The sequence below is a fragment of the Aquabacter sp. genome (assembly GCF_965279295.1).
Taxonomy (GTDB): domain Bacteria; phylum Pseudomonadota; class Alphaproteobacteria; order Rhizobiales; family Xanthobacteraceae; genus Aquabacter.
On record NZ_CBDIHQ010000012.1, the window covers coordinates 286628 to 311915 of the forward strand.

The 25288-nt window shown below is 64.6% G+C and carries 19 protein-coding genes; 10 read left to right on the forward strand and 9 right to left on the reverse strand.

The features are described from left to right. Positions 1-2: 2 nt before the first annotated feature. From rfbG to ADADO0_RS06825, 5 genes are all read right to left on the reverse strand, one after another. On the reverse strand, positions 3-1088 hold the full coding sequence (rfbG, locus tag ADADO0_RS06805; RefSeq protein WP_511304358.1) for a CDP-glucose 4,6-dehydratase: 1086 nt from the start codon (positions 1086-1088) through the stop codon (positions 3-5). Continuing rightward, on the reverse strand, positions 1073-1843 hold the full coding sequence (gene rfbF, locus ADADO0_RS06810) for a glucose-1-phosphate cytidylyltransferase (RefSeq protein WP_511304359.1): 771 nt from the start codon (positions 1841-1843) through the stop codon (positions 1073-1075). The genes rfbG and rfbF overlap by 16 nt, the downstream gene beginning before the upstream one ends. Positions 1844-1978: 135 nt before the next feature. Continuing rightward, positions 1979-2953 (reverse strand): glycosyltransferase family 2 protein, encoded by a 975-nt coding sequence (locus ADADO0_RS06815; protein ID WP_511304361.1) that lies wholly within the window; start codon positions 2951-2953, stop codon positions 1979-1981. After that, positions 2953-3852 (reverse strand): glycosyltransferase, encoded by a 900-nt coding sequence (locus ADADO0_RS06820; protein ID WP_511304362.1) that lies wholly within the window; start codon positions 3850-3852, stop codon positions 2953-2955. Before ADADO0_RS06820 ends, ADADO0_RS06815 begins: the two co-directional genes overlap by 1 nt. A 32-nt stretch (positions 3853-3884) precedes the next feature. Continuing rightward, complete coding sequence (locus tag ADADO0_RS06825; protein WP_511304363.1) at positions 3885-4889, reverse strand: NAD-dependent epimerase/dehydratase family protein; 1005 nt, start codon at positions 4887-4889, stop codon at positions 3885-3887. Positions 4890-5265: 376 nt separating this feature from the next. Between ADADO0_RS06825 and ADADO0_RS06830 the strand changes: the two genes are divergently transcribed. The 6 genes from ADADO0_RS06830 to ADADO0_RS06855 all read left to right on the forward strand — a co-directional run bounded on the left by ADADO0_RS06830 (position 5266) and on the right by ADADO0_RS06855 (position 12738). After that, positions 5266-5733 (forward strand): hypothetical protein, encoded by a 468-nt coding sequence (locus tag ADADO0_RS06830; protein ID WP_511304364.1) that lies wholly within the window; start codon positions 5266-5268, stop codon positions 5731-5733. Between the two features lie 272 nt (positions 5734-6005). Next, on the forward strand, positions 6006-6581 hold the full coding sequence (locus tag ADADO0_RS06835; RefSeq protein WP_511304365.1) for a polysaccharide biosynthesis/export family protein: 576 nt from the start codon (positions 6006-6008) through the stop codon (positions 6579-6581). 84 nt (positions 6582-6665) lie between these two features. Then, positions 6666-8099, forward strand: a complete 1434-nt coding sequence (locus ADADO0_RS06840) for an undecaprenyl-phosphate glucose phosphotransferase (protein ID WP_511304366.1) — start codon at positions 6666-6668, stop codon at positions 8097-8099. A gap of 99 nt (positions 8100-8198) precedes the next feature. Continuing rightward, entirely contained in the window at positions 8199-9602 is a 1404-nt protein-coding gene (locus tag ADADO0_RS06845; RefSeq protein ID WP_511304367.1) for an O-antigen ligase family protein, read from the forward strand. Between the two features lie 41 nt (positions 9603-9643). Continuing rightward, on the forward strand, positions 9644-11920 hold the full coding sequence (locus ADADO0_RS06850) for a polysaccharide biosynthesis tyrosine autokinase (RefSeq protein WP_511304368.1): 2277 nt from the start codon (positions 9644-9646) through the stop codon (positions 11918-11920). After that, positions 11920-12738, forward strand: coding sequence for a hypothetical protein (locus ADADO0_RS06855; protein ID WP_511304369.1), 819 nt, complete (start codon positions 11920-11922; stop codon positions 12736-12738). Before ADADO0_RS06850 ends, ADADO0_RS06855 begins: the two co-directional genes overlap by 1 nt. A gap of 60 nt (positions 12739-12798) precedes the next feature. On the opposite strand, the gene ADADO0_RS06860 is transcribed toward ADADO0_RS06855, so the two are convergent. Beyond that, the gene (locus ADADO0_RS06860) at positions 12799-13860 is read right to left on the reverse strand and encodes an asparaginase (RefSeq protein WP_511304370.1); all 1062 of its coding nucleotides are present in this window, start codon (positions 13858-13860) and stop codon (positions 12799-12801) included. Between the two features lie 139 nt (positions 13861-13999). On the opposite strand from ADADO0_RS06860, the gene pap reads away from it, so the two are divergent. Continuing rightward, a complete protein-coding gene (gene pap, locus ADADO0_RS06865) occupies positions 14000-15487 on the forward strand; it encodes a polyphosphate:AMP phosphotransferase (protein WP_511304371.1) in 1488 nt (495 codons plus the stop codon). Positions 15488-15633: 146 nt separating this feature from the next. Here pap and ADADO0_RS06870 read toward each other — a convergent pair whose 3' ends face one another. Then, positions 15634-20451, reverse strand: a complete 4818-nt coding sequence (locus tag ADADO0_RS06870) for an NAD-glutamate dehydrogenase (RefSeq protein WP_511304372.1) — start codon at positions 20449-20451, stop codon at positions 15634-15636. A gap of 126 nt (positions 20452-20577) precedes the next feature. Between ADADO0_RS06870 and ADADO0_RS06875 the strand changes: the two genes are divergently transcribed. Further along, positions 20578-21222 (forward strand): peroxidase-related enzyme, encoded by a 645-nt coding sequence (locus ADADO0_RS06875; protein ID WP_511304373.1) that lies wholly within the window; start codon positions 20578-20580, stop codon positions 21220-21222. A 15-nt stretch (positions 21223-21237) separates the two neighbouring features. Here the strand turns inward: ADADO0_RS06875 and ADADO0_RS06880 are convergent, their stop codons facing one another. Further along, positions 21238-22356, reverse strand: coding sequence for a helix-turn-helix transcriptional regulator (locus ADADO0_RS06880; protein ID WP_511304374.1), 1119 nt, complete (start codon positions 22354-22356; stop codon positions 21238-21240). A 196-nt stretch (positions 22357-22552) separates the two neighbouring features. Here ADADO0_RS06880 and ADADO0_RS06885 point away from each other — a divergent pair, with 196 nt between their 5' ends. Then, positions 22553-23893: an aminotransferase class I/II-fold pyridoxal phosphate-dependent enzyme gene (locus tag ADADO0_RS06885; RefSeq protein ID WP_511304376.1), complete on the forward strand. Its 1341-nt coding sequence runs from the start codon at positions 22553-22555 to the stop codon at positions 23891-23893. 27 nt (positions 23894-23920) lie between these two features. Further along, positions 23921-24055, forward strand: coding sequence for a hypothetical protein (locus ADADO0_RS06890; RefSeq protein WP_511304377.1), 135 nt, complete (start codon positions 23921-23923; stop codon positions 24053-24055). Here the strand turns inward: ADADO0_RS06890 and ADADO0_RS06895 are convergent. Continuing rightward, complete coding sequence (locus ADADO0_RS06895) at positions 24025-25281, reverse strand: type II toxin-antitoxin system HipA family toxin (RefSeq protein WP_511304378.1); 1257 nt, start codon at positions 25279-25281, stop codon at positions 24025-24027. The two genes, ADADO0_RS06890 and ADADO0_RS06895, sit on opposite strands and share 31 nt — an antisense overlap. Between the last annotated feature and the right edge of the window lie 7 nt (positions 25282-25288).

The following is a 25288-nucleotide window of genomic DNA, read 5'->3' on the forward strand; positions in this document are numbered from 1 at the left end:
ACCTAAGCGCCAGCCTCGTACTGCCGAAGCTGTCGCAGCGTGGCTTCGCCCATGTCCTGCCCGGCCTGCCACGCCTTGTACCAGGACACGGTGTGGCCGATGCCGGCCTCAAGGGACCATCGCGGCCGCCATCCCAGATCCAGCCGTGCGCGCGTGCTGTCGAGGCGGAGCGCACCGGCCTCGTGCGGGTTGGCACCCGAGGGCGCAAGCTCGACCTGCGCGCCCTCGCCCCAGAGGGCGGCTGCGGTTTGCGCGACACGGCCCACGGGGGCGTCGCCGCCGGCGTCGGGGCCGAAGTTCCAGGCGCCAGCGAAGCGGTTGCCGTCAGCCGAGAGCAGGCGCTCCGCCAGGATCAGATATCCCGCGAGAGGTTCGAGGACGTGCTGCCAAGGGCGCACCGCCCCAGGATAGCGCAGCTGGACGGGTTCGTTGCGGGCAAAGGCGTTGAGACAATCCGGGAGCAGGCGATCCGCCGACCAGTCGCCGCCGCCGATGACGTTTCCCGCGCGGGCCGTCGCAATCCGTGCCTTGTCCTGCGCGGTAAAGAAGCTTGCCCGATAGCTTGCGGCCACGATTTCCGCCGCCGCCTTGCTGGCGCTGTAGGGATCATGCCCGCCGAGGGGGTCCACCTCGCGATAGGGGTAGGGCCACTCGCGATTTTCATAGACCTTGTCGGTGGTGATGAGCACCGCCGCCCGCACCGAGGGCACGGAGCGCATCGCCTCCAGCACATGAGCCGTGCCCATCACATTGCTGGCGAACGTGAGAATGGGCTCGGCGTAGCTGCGCCGCACCAGGGGCTGCGCCGCCAGATGGAGAACCACGTCCGGCTTCGCCTCAGCCAGCGCCCGCTGCAATGCCTCAAGGTCCATGAGATCGGCGCGGGTGTCGGAGGCCAGGGCCGTGCCTACGCCGGCTGCGCCGAACAGGTGCGGATCGGTGTCAGGATCAAAAGCGTAGCCGTGAACCTGAGCCCCGAGCTGCTTCAGCCATAGGGCGAGCCAGCCGCCCTTGAAGCCGGTGTGGCCGGTGAGAAAGACGGAGCGCCCGGCCCAGGTGGCGGGGCTGGGGTTCACCAGACCTTCCACGGCGCGTTTCCCTGCTCCCAGAGCTGTTCCAGCAGATTCTTTTCCCGCAGCGTGTCCATCGGCTGCCAGAAACCGTGGTGTTCGAAGGCCATCAGTTCGCCCTGCTCGGCCAGCGTGGCGAGGGGGCTAAGCTCCCAACTGGTGTTGTCCCCCTCGATGAGGTCCAGGCACGCGGGTGAGAGAACGAAGAAGCCGCCGTTGATCAGCCCGCCGTCGCCACGCGGCTTCTCCATGAAGCCTTCAATCTTGGCGCCGTTCATGTTCAACGCGCCGTAGCGCCCCGGAGGCTGCACCGCCGTCACGGTGGCGCGCTTGCCGTGCTCCCTATGGAACGCGATCTCGCGTGAGATATCCACGTCCGCCACGCCGTCGCCATAGGTGAAGCAGAAGCACTCTTCATCGCGCACATAGTCGGCCACGCGCTTCAAGCGGCCGCCGGTCAAGGTGCCCTCGCCGGTATCGACCAGCGTGACCCGCCAGGGCTCCGCCTTGCGGTGGTGCACCTCCATGGAATTGTGCGTCATGTCGAAGGTGACGTCCGACATGTGGAGGAAGTAGTTGGCGAAATACTCTTTGATGACATAGCCCTTATATCCGCAGCAGATGATGAAGTCGTTCACGCCATGGGCGGAGTAGATCTTCATGATATGCCAAAGAATAGGACGCCCGCCGATCTCGATCATCGGCTTGGGCCGGAGGTTTGATTCCTCCGAAATCCGCGTGCCGTAGCCGCCCGCCAGGATGATCGCTTTCACTTGAAATACGTCCTTTAAGGCTTCGAGCGTAGTTTGAGGGCACTACGGAACAATTGGCGGGACTAACCGGGCCGGGCTGGGTTGTCAATTAAACGCGCGAGCGCCGGGTACACAGCGAAAGAGGTCATCCGGCAGTCATTTCAGCGTGTCCGCGACAGTACGCGCAACGCCGGTCTTCAAAGCGTTCAGCTTCGGCAGTTGGAAAAGCAGCAACGGCCGATTTGCCAATTCACCGCCCGCCCGGACGATGGACCGCAGCGGGGCGTGCGGCATCGACATCCGCGCCACGATCAGGCGCCTGCGCGCCTCCGCAGCGGCGAGTATGCCTTTTTCGGAGAGCACGCGCTCCACTTCGGCGTGTGTCACGCTTGACGCGGGGGGCTTGCTGCCGTTCAGGCGCATGAAATGTTCGGCGAGGGCAGAAACCGCCTGAATCAGTTGATCCCTCCCACTGCTCTTTTCGTAGCTGATGCTGGAGGCGTGCATGCGCAGCGCGATCAGGGGGTCGGGAATAAACGCGAACCGCAGGTCGGGACATTCGGACAGGCGAAGCATGAAATCATAGTCGAGAGAGCGGCTTCGATGCGCACTGTATCCCTTCAACCGCTCGAACACGGTGCGGGGCGCAAAGAAGGATGAGTGGGGGCAGAACGGCTCCATGGATCGCAGGCGCTGGACAATGGCGTCATGTTCGAGCGGCGCGGCGTGGTATTTTCCGAGAGCCACGCCTTCGGCGTTGATCCGCCGGGCGCTCGATCCGACAAATCCGATGCGATGGCCGTTTTCCAATGCGTCGCGCTGAATTTGGAAGCGTCCCGGCAAGGACAGATCGTCCGCATCCAGCCGTGCGATATATTTTCCCGTGCACAGCGGCAGCCCGAGGTTGGGCGCGGCGGGCAGGCCGAGATTCCGCTCCAGCCGAAGCATCTGGACACGGGGGTCTTTTTGAGCCGCTGCCTGAAGAATTCCGGGCGTCGCATCCGTCGAGCCGTCATCGACAATGACGAGTTGCAGGGAAAGGCTGGTCTCCGCGAGAACACTGTTCACCGCGTCCTGAACAAATCGCGCACCATTATAAACCGTCATCAAAACTGAAACGTCTGTACCCATCACCGTGCCCCCGCGCCTTTGCGTGCGCTCGACATCCGGTAGTTCAGTGCTTTGAGTGCCGTGACATACCGTTTGGGAAGCAGCGTCAAAATGCTGGAAATTACAATCCCGAAATACGCATGGGGATTAAGTGCATCAAAATAATGCAGTTGAATTTGAATGCGGCTGATCTGCTGCCGGGCCCGCCAACGCTGGGAAAGCTGACCGGGCGAGACTTCATATTTAAGGAAGGCCTGAGGCAGATTTGCTAATTTTCCAACCTGAGATAGGCGGAAGAACAGATCATAATCTTCCGCGTGCATGAACTTGTCGCGATAGCCGCCCACTTGGCTCAGGGCCTCGACACGCAGCATCACGGAAGGATGAATATGGGGAGAATTGTACCGGATCTGACGTGAGATTTTGGCGTGATCTTCGGGTGGGTGGTGATTGAAGATCAGCTTGCCCGCCGGGTCGATATAATCTGCCGCTGTGCCCACGACGACGTGGTCCGGATTGGCTTCCAGAAAATGCACCTGCGCCGCAAAGCGGCCCGGGACATAGAGATCGCCGCAATCCAGCCTGGCGATATAGGAGACGCCGGTGGGCGTAATGGCCGCGATACCGGTGTTCAGGGCGCCGACGATCCCCTGGTTCTTCTCCAGACGAACGAGCTTTACCGACGCGGTATCGATATCCGGCAGAACCAGCGGCGGATGGGACCCGTCGTCCACCACATAGATCGTCGCATCCAGTTCTTGGCTTTGCAGGCTGCGGAGCGTGGCCTCGAGCTTTTCCTGGCAGTTATAAGCGGGAATGAGAACGGCAAAGCGCGGCTCATGTGCTGGCCGTGCGGAAGCATGGGGCTCAGCCATCGATCCGTATCCGTCCATCGCGCCGGCGGTCCATGCCAGCTTCACTCGCGCCGCTCATCCGATCTCCCGGCATGGTTTCAGGTCGCACGTTCCGGTGCTGGAGTGTTGGATACTTGCTCGCGGAAATCGGTCTTCAACGACCAGTCCCTCAAGGCTTCCGTCAGGCTGAAGGCGTATCCGAACCCTCGGGAGACCAGGAAGCCGGGATAGACGTTCGTCGATTTCACCAGCTTTGTCACACGCGCCCTGTTGATGCCGGTCTCCAGACCGGCCCGCGCGAGGGCCTCGAACACCATGGCGAGGCCCATCATCGCCGGCTTGGGCACCATAAACGGCGGGCGGGGGAAGTGCGCGGCCTGATGGAACGCCTCGCAAATCTGTTCGATGGTAAAGCGATCCGGGTAGGCGAAATTGAACAGAACCCGCTCATCGGGGAGTTGTAGGGCGAAGTCGATGGCGCGGGTCAGGTCTCCCACGTACCCGCACGCCTTGATCGTGTCCTTGCGGCCGGGATAGACGAACAGCCGGCTCCGAAGCTTTTTCGCCAGACGGGTAAAATTGCCGCCCTCATAGGGTCCGAACACCACGGCGGGGCGGATCGTTATCAGACGCCGACCCGGCGCCGCGCCCTGCCAGGCAAGATGGATCGCCTCCGCTTGAAGCTTGGACTTGCCGTAGGCGGATTCAGGGTGCGTGGCGCTGGCTTCGTCCACCAGATCCTCGGTCGGTCCGTAGACCGAGATGGAACTGGTGAAGACGAGCGTGTCGGCGCCGATGCGGGTGCAATAGGCGGTGATATTCTCCGCGCCGCTCAGGTTGGTGTCGTAATATTCGTGGTCGGGGTGGCCGGGGGTGCGGTGAACCGCGGCCAGATTGACCACCGGCGAGGTCGAAACCCCTGCGGGCAGGGTGATGGGTTTGCGGACATCGCAATAGATATAGTCGGCCATCGCGTGCTGCCAGCCTGGAGGCGCAATGTCGGCGATGAGGACGCGTCGCCCGTTGGCGATGAACTGACGGGCCAGATGGCGACCGATAAAGCCGCTTCCACCGAAGATGACGACCTGATCAGACGATTTCACAACCAAACTCTGCGTTTTCCAACCTAAGCGGATCTCGAAGTTAGCCCAACTGCTACCAGCCGGCTTAGCGCGGGAAAAGGTAAATCGTTGCCGCCCAGTGCAAATATCCAGGCTCACCCAGGGGCAAAGGTCACGTCTTAATCGCTGTCCATAGAGGGCATCGGTCGCCCAACTTGAGGCTGTGCATGGGGCGCCAGTTTGCCTATTATTGTCGGAAACGGGGGCCCTTGTGAGCGCAAAGGTCTGGTGCGTCGGGGCCACACTTGAAATTTTTGTGCCGGACGGTAGGTTTTTTGAGTATCCCTGCGCGGTATGCTTCGCTTAATAGGTGTGAGGGCATTCTGCACCGCAGAGCTTAATTCCAATGGGGCGCGTCATGGTCACCAAGATTCGTGCGATTTTGATCGCTCTCGTTGCGATCGGCCTCTGGAGCGCGGCTTCGGTCCCGGCTTCGGCGCAGTCCGGTAACGTTAGGGTTGCGACCGCAGCGGCGGCGCGGACCCAGGTTGCCTCCATGTTCGCTTCCGCGAACGCCGCTTTCAACGCTCCGGGCGCGACGGAAGCTCAGAAGGCACAGATCGCGAGCGCGCTTGCTCAGCAGATCGCCGTGCTCGCCCTGACCAATCCTGCGTTTTCCTCGGACATCGCTTCCGCGGTGGCCGCGCAGCCGACGAGTGCTCTGAAGACCGCCGTGGTCGCGGCTATTCCCAGCGCTTTGACGGCTGCTGCCGCCGGTGATGCCGGCGCCTCCTCTACCGCTGCGTCGTTCCTTTCCAACCTGAGTTCGGCCCTTGCGTCGAGTTCATCTCCGAGCGGCGGTGGCGGTTCGCTCAGCCCGACGTGATCGCCGCTTGGTTGCGATCTACCTGCTGAAGTGATACTCGGCGACGAAGCTTTCGGTGTTTTGATGAGGCGGCTTTCCAAAGCTGCCTCATTGTCTTGAGAGCGGGTCGAAATGGGCACCAGTCGGGGTGTCTTGGCTCGTCTTGGATTGCAGCATTAACTTAGGCTTCGGCTTTAAGTGATATGTTGGTTGCCGAGAATGGCCTTACGCGCGCCTCTGGTCGCGTGTTTCCGAGGTCTGGTCGGCGAGTGAGGCAGCAATTGAATTTGGCAATGCGCGTCCTTCGCCTGACCTTGGGCCTTATGCTTGCCGTATGGCTGGCGGGCTGCTCGACCTCCGCCATCGACAATGCCCCGATGGCGCAGCCGAGCGAGGCGAGCCTCCCGTCATCTGCCCTGACCTTGTCACCCGGCGACACCATTCGCATCACGGTCTTCAACGAGTCATCGCTCACCGGCACCTATCAACTCGACGATGACGGCTTTGTATCGCTGCCGCTCGCCGGCACGGTGAAGGCAGCCGGCATGACGCGGGCGGATTTTGAGAAGCTTCTCGCCACCAAGCTGCGCGGCGATTATCTCACCAATCCCAAGATCACGGTCGAGATTGCGAGCTTCCGCCCGTATTTCATTCTCGGCGAAGTCGAGAAGCCGGGTCAGTATAATTACACCAGCAATCTGAATGTCATGAGCGCCATGGCTGTGGCGGGCGGCCCGACCTATCGGGCCAGCCAGAACGAAGTCCTTATCCAGCGCGGCGGCAAGGGCGATTTCAAGAAATTCCCATTGAATCCGACGGTCATGATATATCCCGGTGACTTGATTCGTGTTCCCGAGCGGTTCTTTTAAGGGCAGCGTATTTATGCTGCGTGTCGACGCCCTGGTCGGGCGTTCCTGAAGGAGTGCTCCACGGAGTTCAGGATGTCCTTGGAAATGGCGCCTAACGAATCAGATCTGCCTTCGGGGAGACGGGCGACGCATTTCGCATCCAAATGGGTCCCGCGCATCGTCGTGCCGACGGTGGCGGTTTTATCGGATGTCTTGGCGATCGCGCTGTGCGCTGCATTCGCCTACACCCTTTATTTTGGCCTCGACAGCTCCTCTCTGGAGCTTGGAAACTTTCTCCGCACGGCAACGCTTTCCGGCGGTATCTTCATCTTCATCATGCTGCGCTCCGATTATTATCGGATGCACACGTTCCTGTCGAAGGGAACCAATATAAAGCTCATCGCTGTGCGTTGGGTCGGCTCTCTGTTTCTGCTTTTCCTCATCCTGTTTTTGTTTAAGCAGGGCGCCGAGATCTCCCGCGTCTGGACGCTTCTGTTTTCGATCCTGGTATTTCCGTGCCTCGTCGCGACGAATACGTTCCGTCGCCGCATGACGCTCTGGTTGATTGCCCACGGCTATTTGGCGCCCACCAATCTGGTGGTGATCGGAGTGGAGGGGGAGGTCGATCGTCTGCCCTCGCCGGAGCAGATCGGCCAGGCCGGGGCCAATTTCGTCGGCCCATTCCACCTTTCAGCTTCGCGTGAGAACGACAAGGCGACGGTCGCGAACGCGATGAGCGCGGCGCGCTACATGCGCGCCGAGGCCATTATCCTTGCGGTCCCGTGGGCCGAGAAGGAGCGGATTGCCGACATTCGCGGCATGCTGCGCGCGATCCCGCTTCCGGTTCAGCTTTTGCCGGATTCGATGACCGCGGACCTGCTCCGCGCGCCCGAAGTCCAGCTGGGTTTTTCCTCGGCTTACGAACTCCAGCGCGAACCGTTGACCGCCACGGAGCAATTGCTGAAGCGGACCATGGATCTGGTGGTCGCCGGCTCCATGCTCGTCCTGCTGTCACCGCTCATGTTGATCGCGGCCGTGCTCATCAAGCTGGACAGCCGGGGGCCGGTCTTGTTTCGCCAGCGGCGAAGCGGCTTCGATGGTCAGGTCTTCCAGATCTACAAATTCCGCACCATGCGGGTGCTGGACGACGGCGATGTGGTTGTCCAGGCCAGCCGTGGCGACAGCCGCGTCACCCGGATCGGCGGTCTCCTGCGGGCCTCCAGCTTTGACGAATTGCCTCAACTTCTGAACGTCTTAGCCGGGCATATGTCCCTCGTTGGCCCGCGTCCCCATGCGCTCGCGCACAATGATTATTATGAGAAGCTGGTCGCGCAGTACGCGTTCCGCCATCACATGAAGCCTGGCATTACCGGGTTGGCTCAGGTGAGCGGGTTGCGGGGGGAAACGCCCCACCTGTCCCAGATGGAGGCGCGGGTCCAGCGCGACATCGAATATGTCTCCTCCTGGAGCCTGATGCGCGACGTCGGCATTCTCTTGCGGACGGTCTATGTCGTGTGCCGCCTGCGAAATGCGTTCTGAACGCTCATGAGTGCAAAGCCACGCCCCGCCGGAACCGGCGGAAAAAGCTCGTCTGACGGCCTGCGCACCGCAGCGTCGTCCCGGCGATCCGAGCCGGCGATGTCGGGAAGCGACGCGATTTTCCTGGCATTTGTGATCTTGCTCGCCTGGGCGCCGTTCTGGCTCGGCGGCAACCGGCCGCTGGCGTGGATGATCAATTCCATCGGTTGGTCGGTTCTGCTTCTTGCCTATGAGGGCATGCTGAGCGTCGGGCGGAGATCTTACCCCATCCCGCTTTCCCGCATGGCGTTCCCCGTGGCGGCCTTCTGCGTGATGGTGATCTGGGGGCTCGTGCAGAGCATTCCAGGCGTTCCCGCGTTCATGCAGAACCCGATCTGGGGAGCAGCCGGAGAGGCGTTACGGACCCCCGTGGCCGGCGCTGTGTCGATCGATCCCGACACCACCAAGCTCGCGCTGCTGACCCTGCTGCCTCCGATCGCCGCCTTCTGGCTCGCCCTTCACCTGTGCCGCGACGGGCGACGCGCCCACCTCCTGGTTTTGGCGGTCGCGGGAATAACCGGGCTTTATGCGCTCTACGCCATCGTCGCCTATTATTTCTTCCCGACGAAGCTGCTCTGGATGGAGCGGCTCTATTACCTCTACTGGGCCACCTCCACGTTTGTTAATCGCAACAATTACGCCACCTACGCGGGCATTGGGCTCATCGCCAGCGTCTCCGCTTTGTTCAGCCTGTTCTCGGCGAACTCTTATATCGGGATCAACTGGAAGCAGCGGGTGACGCTGCTGCTGACGCGGCAGGCTTTGCTGCCCGTCGCTCTGCTGGCCGCGCTCGCGGCCAATGGTATTGCGCTCATGCTGTCCGGGTCCCGCGCCGGCATTGCGTCGACGTTCTTCGGTCTGGTGTGTTGGTATTTCCTTCAGATGCTTCGGTCGGGCTTCCGCATCGTCCTGATCGTGGCGCTTTTTATATTGAGCCTCGCCATTCTCAGCGTATTGCTAAGCTTTGACGACATATTGCGCCTTCGCTTGCAAGGCGAAGGCGTGGTGGACGAGATCAGATGGTCTCTCTTCCGCCTCTCTCTGCAGGCAATCACCGATCAGCCCTGGCTCGGATTCGGATATGGAACCTTTCAAGATGCGTTTCGCATCTACCGCGATGCGAGCCTTTGGGGTGCAGGCGTCATTGATAAGGCACATAATACATATATCGAGGCGGCGCTGGGGCTTGGGCTACCGGTGTTTCTCGTGGTGATGGCTGCCGCAGGCATGCTAGTGTGGCGATGCGTTCACGGCGCGCTCACCCGAAGGCAGGATGCGGAAGTCCCCATGTTGGCCGCCGCGGTGTGTGCCTTGGTGGGCGCGCATGCGCTTGTGGACTTCAGCTTGCAAATGCAGGGTTTGGCAGTGACATTCGCGGCGATTTTGGGGGCAGGGGTCAGTCAGTCTTGGTCTCGGTCCGAGCCGGGTGGCGCGCGGCCCAATGATGCCCGCCGTTCGCGTTGAACGAACGCGTGTGGCTTGAGATTTCGGGAACGTAACAAACCATGCTGATGCAAGTCGAACCGCAAGTGCAGGAGGAGGTCCAGCCGGGCGCGGCTGCCTTCCATATCGGCCTGTCGTTCCTGGGTCGCCGATGGAAGATGATCCTCGCCTACACGGCCGCAACCGTGGTCTTTGCGTTGGTGGTGCTGTTCTCGCTGACACCCTATTACACCGCGACCACCCAGATATTGCTGAACCAATCCGACACAAAGAGCAGTGGCGCGGATTCCGTTCTCAGCCAGATCATTCCCAACAGTTCGATCATCGACAGCCAGATCAATCTGATCACCTCGACATCGCTTCTGCGACGGGTCGTCATAAAGCAGAAGCTGGCGGAAGATCCGGACTTCGGCGCGCCCAGTTCCCCCTCCTTGATGGGGACGATCCTGCGCACGGTCATGTCGCTGTTTTCGTCTTCGGAGACGGACGTCAGCACTGACGGCAACAATGCGGCCCAAAAGGCGGAGCTTCTGGCGACCCAACGCCTCGTCCGGGCGATCAAGGCGACCCGTGTGAAGACCACGTATGTGATCGAGGTTGCGGTCACAACCAAGAGTGCCTCCAAGTCGGCGCGCCTCGCAAACGCGGTCGCGGAAGCCTATGCCTCGGATCAGTTGGAAGCCCGTTATGAGACGGCCCAGCGCGCGTCCGTCTGGCTCAGCGACCGCTTGAGTACTCTGAGCGACCAGTTGCGGGACTCCGAGGCAGCGGTTGCCGCGTTCCGCAAAGAGCACAACCTCGTCACCCTCAACTCGGGTACGATCAATGAGCAGCAGCTTTCCGAGCTAAACGTCAAGCTCGCGACAGCACGGGCAGAGACGGCGGCTGCGGCTGCGCGCTATGACCAGGTGGTGGCGGCGCGTCAGCGGGGCGCCAATCCCGCCTCCTTGCCCGACGTGATGCGTTCCTCGGTGATCTCGGACCTGCGGCGACAAGAGGCCGAGGTTACGCGCAAGGAGGCCGACCTTGTCGCGCGCTACGGGGGACGCCACCCCATGGTGGTCAATGTCCGCGCCGAGGCAGCGGACATCCAGGGGGCGATCAAGGCCGAGACGCAGCGCATCCTCGACACCATCAGCCATTCCTACGATGTCGCGAAAGCTCAGCAGGCATCGCTCGAGCAGAACATCGCCATGCTGACCGGCCAGACCGGTGTCGACGGCGCGGTCTCGGTGCGGCTTCGTGAATTGCAGCGAATATCCGAAGCCAACCGGTCGCTCTATGAGAACTTCCTGTCGCGGGCGAAGCTGACGGGCGAATATGTGACATTCGAGGCGCCGGAAAGCCGCATCATCAGCATGGCCGTGCCCCCCGCCTCCTCGAGCTATCCGCCGAAGCTGTTGGGCATCCTTCTGTCCGTCGTTCTGGGCCTGGTGATCGGGCTGGTTGCGGCGATCATCGTGGAACTGCTCAACACCGGCTTCACCATGGCGAGCCAGGTGACAGAGACGCTGGGCGTTTCGATCCTCGCCCGGATTCCGGTCGTGCAGGAACTCAACGGCCCGGTCCGGTCGAAGGACGAGGCCGATAAGGGGTGGGGACGCCGGCGCTTCGCGCAGCGGCGCGAAAACAGTCAGGCGATCGCGAAGTTTCTCGTCGAGAACCCGCTGTCGAACTACAGCGAGGCTGTGCGGACGTTGCGGACCGGCCTGCACATGAGCGACGTGGATCGTCCGCCTAAGCTCATCATGGTCACGTCAGCCATTCCCGGCGAGGGCAAGTCGACGACGATCTCAAGCCTTGCCCTGTCGTGTGCCATGTCCGGCGCCAAGACCTTGCTGATGGATTGCGATCTTCGCAAGAAGAGCGCGTCGGTCCAGTTCGGGTTGGACAAGCACCCTGGGCTGGTCGATTTCCTGCTTGGCAGCTCACCCCTAAACGAATGTATCTTCTCGGAAGAGACGTCCGGGCTTCATATTCTTCCCGGCGGCGCGGACACCCAGACGCCGCAGGATCTTCTCACCTCTGCCCGGTTGCAAACGCTGCTCAAGGACTTGGCGAAGGAATATGATTACGTCCTGATCGATTCCCCGCCGCTCGGTCCGCTCGCCGACCCGATCATTCTGGCCAATCTGGTGGACAAGCTGTTCTTCGTGGTGCGCTGGAATCACACGCCGCGGCAGCTTTCTCGCGAGGCGCTGCAAGGCATTCGTGACCATCGGAAGATCGCCGGCGCGGTGCTGACGATGGTGGATGAGCGCGCTGCGGCGAAGTACGGCTCCTATCGCTACGGCGCCGGCTATTACGGCCATTATGCCGATTCCTATTACCGGAAATGATGCGGGCGGGTGTTCTTCTTGTCCGGGTCCTGATCGTCGCGTCATCGCTCGCGGGGATCTACCTGGGTATCGTCCTGCTTTACGCCTTCGCGCAGGAAAGCGCGGCGGAGGCTGAGATCACGCCGGATCTGGTGTTTTCCAGCCAGCGAAGCCAAAAACTCGCGGATGCTTCGGGTCATTGGCATTCGGCCGCCGGCGCCTGGGCCATGGCGGGGTTTTCCGGCCGTGCGGCGGAAGCAAGGGCGCGCGGCGATATTCTCATCGAGCCTGTGACCGCCGCCCAGCGGGATGCGCAGGTCGCAGCGGTAAAGGCGGTTCTGGCCTTGCGCCCGACCGCGAGCGCGCTGTGGTTCGAGCTTGGGCGGCTGGAGTTCATGGAGCCGGTGCGGCTCACTGAGGCCCTCGATGCGCTTGGGATGATGCAACTGACCGCACCGCGGGAAAGTGCGTTGAGTTTCGTGCGCATCATCCTGGTCCTGCGCAATTGGACCGGCATTCTCGCGGCGGCTTCGGAAAAGCAGGCATCCACGCTGCGCGAGTTCGTGACCCAGGATCTGGTGGCGAACGCACGCACCTATGACGCGACCCAGCAAAGTCTTCTGCGCGCCACCGCTCAGTTTCTCCCCGTCGCGGACCAGATCATGTTGCGCGACGCCCTGCTGTCGCGCCTGGGCAAAGCCATAGCCGATCAACTCATACCGCCCCCGCCGCCGCCGGCCGTTACGCCGGCTCCTGCCGCCGCCGCGCCGCCTCCGCCTCCCACCGCTGCGCCCCCCCCTCCACCGTCTCCGGCAGCGGGTGCGGCGAAACGGCGGTGAACTTCGGCGCGCAGTGCGCCTACGGGCCGGGACGCCGGGCGCGTCTGTGACATCAGGCGATCAGGGCGCCGAGTTGAACGCCGTCTGGACCGCATCGGCCTTGGTGATGCCGTTGGCGAGCAGCACCTGCAACAGCACCCGCGCCTTGGCAGGGGTGTAGAAGCTGGAGGCGACGAAGTCATAGGCATCGTCCGTCACCTCGATGTTGCGCATCACCGGGCCGGAGGCGGTTCGGCTGGCGCGCACCACGACGACGCCCGCCTTCACCGCGTCGGCCAACGCCGCGATGGTGTCCTTGGAGGCGTTGCCGTCACCGACGCCGGCCAGCACGATGCCCTTGGCGCCGCCATCCACGGCGGACTTCACGCCGGCTGCGTCCATGCCGGCATAGGCGTAGACGATGGCGACGCGGGGCAGGGGCGGGGCGGCCGGCAGCTTGTAGATCACCGGGCGCTTCTGCGGCGCGCGGAAGAAATGCACCCCGTTGGGGCTGGCATGCCCGACCGCGCCGAAATTCAGCGACTGGAAGGTCTGCACTTCCGTCGTGTGGGTCTTGGTCACGTCCATCGCGCCGTGGATCGTGTCGTTGAGCACCACCAGCACGCCCCGGCCATAGGCGTCGGGCGTCACCGCCACCATCACCGCTTCCAGCAGGTTGAGCGGACCATCCGCGCTGACCGCCGTGGAGGGCCGCATGGCGCCCACCAGCACCACCGGCTTGTTGGTGCCGACCACCAGATCGAGGAACAGGGCGGTCTCCTCCATGGTGTCGGTGCCATGGGTCACGACGATGGCGTCCACGTCGCTTTGGGCGGCCAGTTCGTTGACGCGGTTCGCCAGCTTGAACCAGACGGCCTCGTTCATGTCCTGGCTGCCGATGGAGGCGATCTGCTCCGTGGTGATGCGCGAGATCGCGTCGATGCCGGGCGCTGCCGCGACCAGTTGCTCGGCCGTCACCTGCCCGGCGTTGTAGCCGAGCTTGGAGCGCGCATCGGCCGTGCCAGCGATCGTGCCGCCGGTCGCGAGGATAACGATATGTGGCAAGGGAGCGGCTCCGGCGGGTGAGGCAAGGCAAGCGAAACAGGCGAGGATGAAAGCATGTAGCAAAGAAACCAGTCGCATCAAGTCGCTCCCCGTCACCGGCGGCCCTTAGCCGGCACATTCCCTGGGCTCAAGCAAGAGTGAGGCCAGCGTTGAGGCGCCTTGACGCCTCCCTCCAGGCACCGGACCATGCGCGCCGCTCGAACGGCAGGCGTGTTTCATGTTTGATTCCATGAAGATCGACAGACATCTCGACAAGGCCGCGTTCAAGGCGCTGGAACCCAAGCTGCGCGAGGACCTGCTCGATCGTCAGGCCGACATGATCGCCGGGCGCAAGCGCAGCATCCTGGTGCTGCTGAATGGCGCGGACGGCGCCGGCAAGGGCGCTGTGCTCAACCGGCTCTATGGCTGGCTCGATGCCCGCAAGCTGCGCACGATGACCTATGACGCGCCGAACTGCGAGGAAGTCAGCCGCCCCGATATGTGGCGCTATTGGCGTGATATGCCCGCCGCCGGGGAAATCGGCATCGTGCTGGGGTCCTGGTATCACGACGTGCTTGCCGGCCATATTCTCGATGGCGAGGACGGAACCCAGTTCACCCAGCGCCTCCATGCCATCAATCGCTTCGAGGAGATGTTGTGGCGCGAGGGCGTGCTGCTGCTGAAGCTTTGGCTGTATCTCGACCCGCCGGAAGCCGTCGCCCGCCTCAAGGCGCTGCGCGGCCACCCGGTCGACCGCCCGGTGGTGCGCGAATGGGAGGCGGTGAAGGGCAAGAAGCAGCGCAGCCAACTGGAAGCAGCCGCCACCGAGGCGTTCCGCCTGACCTCCACGGTGGAGGCGCCCTGGGTGATTGTTCAGTCCGAGGACGAGAATTACCGCGATGCCATGGTGGGCAACGCCCTCATGGAGGTCCTGGCCCGCGCCACGGCGCCCGCACCCTCTGCTCCAGCGCCAGAGCCGGTGGTCACGCCCACCCAGACCCTTCCGCTGCCCAAGGTGAGCATTCTCTCCACCCTCGATTTCTCGAAGGTGCTGCCCGAGGAGGAGTATCACCACCAATTGGAGGCGCAACAGCGCCGCATCACCCACCTGACCTCGGCGCCGGAATTTCGCGAGCGCGGCCTCGTCTGCGTGTTCGAGGGCAGCGATGCGGCGGGAAAGAGCAGCACCATCATGCGCCTGCGCCAGGCGTTGGACCCCCGGCATTTCCGTGTCCACCCGATCAGCGCGCCTACCGACGAGGAACGGGCGCGGCCCTATCTTTGGCGCTTTTGGCGCTCGATCCCTCAGCGGGGCGATGTCGCGGTGTTTGACCGCAGCTGGTATGGGCGCGTGCTGGTGGAGCGGGTGGAGCAATTCGCTGCGACGGCGGATTGGGAGCGGGCCTATGGCGAGATCAATGATTTCGAGCACGGCCTGTGCGACGCCGGCTACACGGTGGTGAAGTTCTGGCTCGCCATCAGCCAGGACGAGCAGGCCCGGCGGTTCCAGGAGCGCGAGACCATCGCCTACAAACGCTTCAAGCTGACGCCCGAGGATTGGCGCAACCGCGAGAAATGGCCGCTCTATGATGCGGCCGTGACCGACATGGTGGACCGCACCAGCACCTATTACGCCCCCTGGACGCTGGTGGAGGCCCAGGACAAACGCTGGTGCCGCGTGAAAGTGCTCAAAACCATCGCCGATCGCCTGGAGGCGGTCGGATAGTTCGCTCCTTCTTTCAACTCTCTCCCTCCGCTCTATCGCAACGGTCCTCGCGGGGAGAGGTTATAACGCGCAGCCGTGGCCCTTGATGTCCCGGCACTGTCCCCGGATTTTCGCCGGGGACAGCCACAGAAGACGGTGCCCGCCGTTCAAGCGCGGGCGAGGTCGGACAGCAGGCTCGCCGCCAGCGTCAGCTTGGAGAGGCTGAGGCCCGAGGCGACGATATCCTGCACGGTCGCACGGGTGCGATCCACTTCCTTGCGGCGGCCCGACACCCAGCTCTCCACCGCATCGACGCCGGTGGCGCCGGTGTTGAGCATCTCGACGCTGACATAGCGCACGAAGGTCTCGATCTGCGCCAGGGCGCGGTCCATGGCGAGCCGGTCGTAATAGTCCGGCGCCACGATCGTGCCCGCGGCGGAGATCACCTGATCCACCGCGAAGTATCGGCCCGCGGCGAAGAAGGTGGTTGCCGCCTCCGCCACCGGGCGTCCCGTGGTCTGCGACAGCAGGGCGATGTCCGTGCCCGCCGCGAGCGGCCGCAGGCTGGCCACCTGCCGCGCCAGGGCCTCCGGCACGCCGGCCGTGATCAACTCACCCGCCTGTCGGTCGCGCCAAGCGACCCAATTCTCCGGCAGGCTCGCGTCCATCACGGCGGCGAGCGCGGTGATGCCGTCACGATACTGGTTCACCACTGCGCCCATGTTGGCGCTGAGGTTGGTGTTGCGCAGGAACCAGATCGACCGGTCGAGCATCAGGCGCTGCACTTCGGCATAAAGCTTCAGTTGCACCGCGCCGGAGATCTTGTTGTCGAGGGCGTCGATGGCGCCGTTGAGCGCCGGCAGGCTGAAGCAGTCGCGCACCACGGCGAAGGCCCGCACGATGCCCGCTGCATCCGCCCCGGTCTGGTCGGCGATGCGGGCGATGGTGGCGGGTCCGCCCTGGTTGATGATGGCGTTCGACAGGCCGGTGGCGATGATCTCGCGCCGCAGCCGATGCGAGGCGATGGCCGTGGGGAAACGCGCCTCAAGCGCCGGCGGGAAATACGCCACCAGCTCATCGGCGAGATAGGCATCGTCTGGCACGTTGGTGGTGAGCAGCTCGGCATAGAGCGAGAGCTTGGCATAGGCGAGCAGCACCGCCAGTTCCGGCCGGGTCAGGGCCTCGCCGCGGGCGCGGCGCTCCTGGATCTCGCCGTCGCTGGGCAGGTATTCCACCCCGCGATCCAGTTCGCCGCGCAATTCCAGCATCTGCATGAGGCGCTGCTGGAACGGCACGTCGGACGTGCCGCTCAGTTGCGCCAGCGAGAGCGCAAGCGTCTGGAGGTAGTTGTTGCGCAGGACGAGATCGCCCACATCCTGCGTCATCTCACCCAGCAGCGCGGCGCGGTCGGGAGCGGAGAGCACGCCCTCGGCCACCGGCAGTGACAGCGCGATCTTGATGTTCACCTCGACGTCCGAGGTGTTCACCCCGGCGGAATTGTCGATGGCGTCGGTGTTGAGCCGCACGCCACGGCGCGCCGCCTCAATGCGGCTGCGCTGGGTCATGCCGAGGTTGGCGCCCTCGCCCACCACCTTCACCCGCAGATCGTGCGCGGCGATGCGGATGGCGTCGTTGGCCCGGTCGCCGGCCTGGGCGTCGGTCTCGGTGGAGGCGCGCACATAGGTGCCGATGCCGCCGAACCACAGCAGGTCGACCTGCGCCTTGAGGATGGCGGTCATCACCTCATTGGGCGCCGCCTCCAGCTTTTCGAGGCCGAGCAGAGCGCGGACCTCAGGGGAGAGCGGGATGCTCTTGGCGGTGCGCGGGAACACGCCGCCGCCCTGGGAGATCAGGCTCGCGTCATAATCCGCCCAGCTCGAACGCGGCAGGTTGAACAGGCGCTGGCGCTCCGCAAAAGAGGCCGCCGGATCGGGATTGGGATCGAGGAAGATGTGGCGATGGTCGAACGCCGCCACCACCTTCAGGGCGGTGGAGAGCAGCATGCCGTTGCCGAACACGTCGCCCGACATATCGCCCACGCCCACCACCTGGATCGAGGTGGTCTGGATATCCACGTCGATCTCGCGGAAGTGGCGCTTCACCGCTTCCCACGCGCCGCGCGCGGTGATGCCCATGGCCTTGTGGTCATAGCCGACCGACCCGCCCGAGGCGAAGGCGTCGTCCAGCCAGAACCCGTGCTCCTGGGAAAGGCCGTTGGCGGTGTCGGAGAAGGTGGCCGTGCCCTTGTCGGCGGCGACCACGAGATAGGGGTCGTCTCCGTCGAACCGGACCACGTTGCGAGGGTGGACCACCTCGCCGTTCTTCAGGTTGTCGGTGATGTCGAGCAGGCTGGAAATGAAGATCTTGTAGGCCGCTATGCCCTCGGCCTGGACCGCGTCGCGGCTGCCGCCGGCGGGGAGGCGCTTGGGCACGAAGCCGCCCTTGGCGCCCACCGGCACGATCACCGCGTTCTTCACCTGCTGCGCCTTCACAAGGCCCAGCACCTCGGTGCGGAAATCCTGCGGCCGGTCGGACCAGCGCAGGCCGCCGCGCGCCACATGGCCGAAGCGCAGGTGCACACCCTCCACACGCGGCGAATAGACGAACACCTCGAACAGCGGACGCGGCAGGGGCAGGCCCTCCACCTTCGCGCTGACATACTTGATGGCGATGGCGCCCTTGGGCCGCCCGTCCGCTTCCAACTGGTAGAAGGTGGTGCGGATCGCGGCATCCACGAGATTGACGAAGCGGCGCAGAATGCGGTCCTCGTCGAGCGAGGACACCTCGGCGAGCGCCGCCTCGATGTCCCGGCGCAGCGGCTCCTCGCGCAGGGCGCGGGCCTCCGGCTCGGGGTCGAGGCGCGGGTCGAAGCGGGTGTGGAACAGCTGGACGATGCGCGCGGCGACATCCGCATGGCCGACCAGGGTGGTCCAGAGATAATCCTGGCTGTAGGCGATGCCGGCCTGCCGGAGATAGCGTGCCAAGGCGCGGGCCAGCGCCACGTCGCGCCAGGCGAGCCCGGTGTCGAGCACGAGGGCGTTGAAGCCGTCGTTTTCCGCCTCGCCGCGCAGCACGGCGGTCAGGAGATCTTCCAGGCGCTCGGCCGAGCCGGACACCTCGATGGTGCCGCCGTCGGTGCGCTCCAGGGACATTTCATGGACCCAGGCGAGCTGCTGGGTGCGGTCCGGCAATACCGGGGTTACGCGGTAGGTGCGCTCGTTGATCGCCTTCAGCCCCATGTTTTCCAGCATGGGCACGCGCTCGGAGAGCGGCAGCGGGCGACCGAAGGAGAGCAGGCGCAGGGAGATGCGGCTCGCGGCATCGTCCGGGCGGCGATAGAAATCCAGCGCGATCGGGCGGTCCGCCGACATGCGCTCAAGCCGCTCGATATCGGCCAGCGCGGTCTGCACGTCGTAGGAGGTGGTATAGCCGCCGTCGAACGCCTGCCCGTAACGCTCAAACAGGACGCCGGCCTCATGGGCCGTGTTGACGTCGCGCAGCGCGTTGCGCAGCCGGTCGCTCCAGGACAGCACGTCGTCGGCGACGGCGCGCTCCAGTTCGGCCCGGTCCACCGTCGACAAGGCGCCGTCGCGGCGGGTGATGATGTAATGCACGCGGGTCAGCGGCACGTCGGCCAGGAACGACGGCGTGAAGGCGGCGACCCGGCCGCCGAAGGCGGTGGCGAGGCGGGTGCCGATGCGCTCGCGCAGACCGCTGTCGAAACGTTCGCGCGGCACGAAGACCAGCACCGAGGCAAACCGGCCATAGAGGTCGGTGCGCGGCAGCACGCGCACGCGCGGGCGGTCATAGAGCGAGAGAATGTCCAGCGCGTAGGGCACCAGCATGTCGGTGTCGATCTGGAACAGGTCGTCGCGCGGATAGGTCTCGAGCACCGTCGCCAGCGCCTTGCCGGAATGGCTGTCCGTCTCGAACCCGGCGCGCTCGACCACCACCTGGGCCTTGAGGCGCAGATAGGGAATCTGGCGCAGCGAGTGGGTGTAGGTGTTGGAGGTGAACAGGCCGACGACGCGCAGCTCGCCCACCTGCTTGCCGTCCGCCCCGTAGAGCTTCATCCCGACGAAATCGAGATAGGCCCGGCGGTGCACCCGCGACCACAGGCTGGACTTGGTGATGAGCAGCGGCATGGAGCCGGTCAGCAGCGGGCTCGTGCCCACCTCGTCACCCAGCCGCAATTCCTTGACGCCGGGATCGCGCAGAATGCCGAGGCCGCTTTCGGCCGCGAGCGCGCCGTCCGCCGTGAGGGCGTATTTGCGCACGCCAGTGAAGATGAAATTGTTCGCGCTGAGCCAGTCGATGAAATCGGCCGCCTCCTCGCGGTCCGCCGGGGAATACGGCAGGGCATCGACCCGGCAGGCGGTCGCCATCTCGCGGACCTGATCGCGCATGGCGATGAAGTCGGTGTTGGCGGCGCGCACGTCCTCAAGCGTCTGGTCGAGCGCCGCCTTCAGGGCGGCGCGCGCGTCGGCGCTCTCGATCACCTGGAGGTGCAGGTAGATCAGGCTTTCATGGTGCAGGCCGTGGGCGGCCGGGCTGTGGAGGTCGGTAACCACCTCGTCCACCGCGCCCGCCGCATCGCGCTTCACCGCGAGGATGGGGTGGGAAACCAGCTTCAATTCGAGGTTGCGGTCGGCGAGTTCACCCGCCACCGAATCGAACAGGAAGGCCATGTCGTCATTGGCGGCCTCGACCACCGTGATGGCGGGCGCACCGGGCCATTCGGGATTATAGACCCGCACCTCGTGCCGCCCGCTCTTGCGAGCCGAGACATGGGCGAAGGCGTCCTGCGTCAGCCGCGCCAGCGTCTCCGGCAGCAGCGTCTCGATATCTTCCGGTGCCGCACCCTGGAGCAGGGCCGACGCGAACGCGTCGGGCACGCCGGATTGTCCCAGCAGCGCGATCGCCGCCGTGATGCGCTCGCGCGCATCGAAATCCGATTCGGAAGCTTGCACTCCGTGAACGTTCATGGCCTTTCCCCCAATTGGCCCGACGCGCATCAGCGCCATATAGGCCCCTTATCGTTTTGTTGCTTCTGTCGATGTCGCACAGAGCCACGATGAAACGATGACGAACACCTAACGAAGGGCCACACCATGACTTCGCAGAAGAAGACAGGCAAGCCAAAGAAGGCGGCGGTCAAGGCCGCTCCGGTGAAGCCGCGCCGCGACGACGACCCGGTGATCGCACTCCCCCTGCCTGCCGCCCCGCTCGATGCGCCCACCGAGGCCTATTTCGCCAAATGCATGGAGAAGATCGGCTTCGTGCCGAACGTGCTCCAGGCCTATGCGTTCGATCTCGCCAAGCTCGGCGCGTTCGGCGCCATGTACAACGACCTGATGCTGGCGCCCTCCGGCCTCTCCAAGCTGGAGCGGGAGATGATCGCGGTCGCGGTGTCCAGCGTGAACCGCTGCTATTACTGCCTCACCGCCCATGGCGCGGCCGTGCGCCAGCTCTCGGGCGATCCCGTGCTGGGCGAGCAGATGGTCATGAACTACCGCGCCGCCCGCCTCGACCCACGCCAGCGCGCGATCCTGGATTTCGCGGTGAAGCTGACCGAGTGCCCCCACGACGTCGAGGAGCCGGACCGCGCGGCCCTGCGCCGTGTCGGCCTGAGCGAGCGCGATATCTGGGACGTGGCGGCGGTCACGGGCTTCTTCAACATGTCCAACCGCATCGCCTCCGCCACCGACATGCGGCCCAACGCGGAGTATCACGGGCAGGCGCGCAGCCCGGCGTGAACGGTGCCGCAGACCTCAGGACGATGCGCTGGCGACAAGCCGGGTGACGAGCGCGACCAGGTCCGACTGCCGGCCGATGCCGAGCTTGGCGAACACGGCGCGCAGGTGGGTTCGGGCGGTCTCGTAGGTGATGCGGTTGGCATCGGCGGCGGCGCGCAGGGTGCCGCCGACGCCGATGAATTCGGCGATGCGGGTCTCCGATGGCGTCAGTCCCATGTTCAGCAGATGCTGGGCCACGCTTTTGGCATCCGCCGCGAGGCTGCGGATCAGCAGCATGGCCCCGCCGGCGCCGAAGGCCAGCGCCTCGAGCGTATCGGGACGCGAGCGGATGGGGACCAGTTCGGCGTACAGGGGCCCTCGACCGCTGGGCCGCCGGATGATGACGCCCCCCTTCGGCAGCACACCGCCGGGCAACGCCGCCCGGATCGCCGCCTGCAACCGCGCATCGTCGCTGCGCAGCGCCGCGCGGGGGCGTTGATGGGCGATGGTGAATCCGTCACCAAGCAGCGCCAGGGCGGTAGGGTTGACGTGACGCGCCAGCCCCTCCGCGTCGAGGAGCACCACACCCCAGGCCAGCCGCTCGACCGCGCTGGCGAGATCGAGCGCCATGCGGCGCGCTTCCGCCAATTCCAGCCCCACTGTGACCGCCCGGCCAATGTGCGGCGACAGGAGCGCCATGGTCTCCACGTCCTGGCGCTCGTATAGCCCTTTCTTCAGGCTGCGCTGCGCCGCGATGGAGTGAAGGCGTCCCGAGCCGAGCGGGGTGACGGCGGCCAGCGACTGCCCGATGTCGTACTGCCGCAGGAATTCCTGGTAGAACGGATCCCGCCGCACCTCGTCCGCGTCCATCACCACACGATCGGTGCCCACCGTGCCCGGCTTGATGCCGCGCGTCAGCAAGCGGGCCGTGGGCGTGTCGCGGCGCCACCATGTCTCCCGGTAGGAGGCGTTGGCCTCCGAGAGGTTCGCCGAAGCGATGGATCGCATCGCCCCGCTGGTGGTCATGGGAATGATGGTTGTCCCGATGGCCCCCACCGCCTGCGACACCGCCGCAAGCGCCTCCTCCCAGCGCTCCGGCTCCAACGCCGCAGCATAGAGCGTATCGATGACCGCTAGGATGTCGGGGTCCGCCATCAGCCTCAACCTTCCCTAAGGTTGCACAGCATAAGGCGCGCTTTCCTTTAGGCGAGTCGAAGCCGCACCCAGAAGGTTCGCCTGCGACATTCTTCCCCTACTCCAACTGGAGGATGGCGTAGCGACAGGGAGCCGCTAGCAATTTTGGCGGAATGGCGGGTGTGGCGTTCGTTTCCTCCGCCTGGGGGCTGCCCGAATGCGCACGAACATGAAGCCGTTTCCGGACGCGGCGTGCTGGCCGCCCTTCGACCGCGAGGGCGCAGGGGCAACCGGCAATCTTTTCGATTTCTACGATCATACAGCCCCCGATCTTCTCAGCCGGTGGGACAAGGTCGGGCAGTGGTTTGAAGCGCGCAGCGCTGTCGGCTGCGATCCTTACCAGCGCGTGGTCCACACGGGCATCGGCACGAAAGCCAGCGGCACCCAGCGCAACGGCGCGCCATTTTCGGGCGTGAACTTCGCCAGCCAGGACTATCTGTCCTTGTCCGCCCACCCGCAGCTGATCGCGGCCGCCTGCGCGGCGGCGCGGGAGATGGGGGTTCACAGTGCGGGATCGGCCGCGCTCATGGGCAACACGGCGCTGTCGGTCGAGCTGGAGCGACGGCTCGCCGCCTTCACCGGCTATCAGCATTGCACGGTGTTTCCCATCGGCTGGGCAGCGGGCTATGGCGCGGTGAAGACCCTGCTGCGCAAGCACGACCATGTGGTCATCGATGCCCTGGCCCACGCCTGCTTGCAGGAAGCCGCCACGGACGCCACCCCAAACGTGCATCGCGTCCCGCATCTTTCCAGTGCGGCGGTGGAGCGGCGATTGGAGCGCATCAGGCGCGCGGACGGGGATGCGGGGATTCTCGTGGTCACGGAGACCTTGTTCTCGATGGACAGCGATGTCCCCGACATAGCCGCCTTGCAGGCGCTGTGCCGGCGCTTCGGCGCCACCCTGCTGGTGGATTGCGCCCATGACCTTGGGGCGTTCGGCGCCACCGGGCGCGGAATGTTGGAGGCGCAAGGCATGGTCGGAAAGGTCGACGTGCTGATGGGCTCGTTCTCGAAAACCTTTGCCTCGACCGGCGGTTTCGTGGCCTGCAACAACACCGCCTTCAAGTTCGGACTTCGTGCCGCCTGCGGCCCCTCGACATTCACCAACGCCATGACGCCGCTCCAGGCGGCTGTGGTGCTGAAGGCCCTGGACATCATTTCCGGGCCGGAGGGCGCGGCGCGACGCCAAAAGCTCATGAGCAATATTCTCAGGCTGAGGGCCACCCTCGAGACCTCGGGCTTCACCCTGCTGGGCGTGCCGAGCGCCATCGTCCCCGCCGTCCTGGGCGACGGGCCGCTCTCGCGCCTGATGACGCGCACGGCCTTCGACCTCGGCGCCATCGTGAACCTGGTCGAACACCCCGCGGTCGCCCGCAACGGCGCGCGATGGCGCCTTCAGGTCATGGCCGATCACAGCGACGCGGACATCGACCTGTTCTGTCGCATCGCCACGCAGGCGCGGTCGGTGTCGCAGCATATTTTCCGAGGCGGCCTATGAGAGCCTGCCACCCGACAAGCTGGCCGCTTGATGGTTTCGGCGTTCGACCTCGGTGCCATCGTGAACGCGACCACCCTGATCAAGACGCCTGATGCCAACGCGTGCTCGTCCACGCCGATCGCCGCCAGTCCTTACGCCTCGCCCCGCGTGACGGATGCCTGACGCCGGAGCCGGCGGCTGCGTTTCACCACCTCATGAGCGACCTTTTCCAGGACAGCGTGCCCCCCGGCCGGCATCGCCGCAACGATACGCGCGGCCTCGGCGGCATGTGCCTCAACCAATTCCGCCAGTTCCTTCACGCGCTCCAGCGTTCGCGCCGGGCTGAGGTCCGCCTGCTGGGCGAGGGCGATCCAATCAAAGCCGTGGAGAACGGCGCCGTCCCACCGGCCATTGATCTGCTGTGGCAGCACCTTATCAACTCTTGGATAAGGTGCTGCGCACATGAGGTCGTAGAGCGGCGCAAAACGGGCCGATCCTCCGGCGCCGACTAGGACCGAATAATTCTTGGCGTGGGAATCGGTGTTACACAGCAGAACGTTCATGATGACGCCATCAAGGAGATCAAGGCGGGCGCCTGGAGACACATAGGTGTTCAGACCCTCGAACATGGCGCGCAGGCCGGGGCCGGGGAGGCGTAGCGCTCCGCCCCCCTCGTATTTGCTGATGGGGAAGTAGCCGAGGAGCTGGCAGAAATCCTCCTGGTGGATGCGGCTCCAACCATCCTGCGTCGTCACGCGGTCGTACCGTTCCATCAGCAGATAGCTACGCCGGCCCGCAACCCCGGTGGTGACGGTGGCCGTGGACAGACCCGATAGCCGCGACAGCGTCATGCAAAACGCCTCGTTCTGCACGCTGCCCGCAAGTCGTCGGGTGTCCGGCTTGAGGATGTGGGTGGAGGGCGTCCCGTCCACCGGGATGTAGAATCTGCCCTCGGTCTGCACGAGGGCGATTTTCTCCTGCACCCCGGCCAGCGACATGGACACACCCGCCTCGCCCAGGAGAAAGGGCTTAATAGGCAGTTCGTCGATGATCTTCTCCAGGGCCTTTTCCCCGGAAATTTCCACGAGATTGGTGCCGGGCCCGCGTGGCGCTCCGATGGAGAGCGCGCCGGCTGTGTCGCGGCCGATATGGGCGAGGATGCCCAGAACGTCCTGGGGTGAGACTTTCAGTTGCTGGCTGATGTAGGAGAGTTGAGCCTCTGGCAGCAGGTTTGCAAACCACGGCATTGCCTTGGCGATGTCCGCGCCGCCGGTTGCAAGGGGCATGGACAGCGAAACCGGAAACGCCCGCGAACGATTGGCCCAGGCGTCGTCGTAGACCAGGAATCGCGCGTCATTCCCCGTGAGACGGCAGACCGGGAGCGTTTCGTAATAGATCGTCTCGGGCATGCTGCTC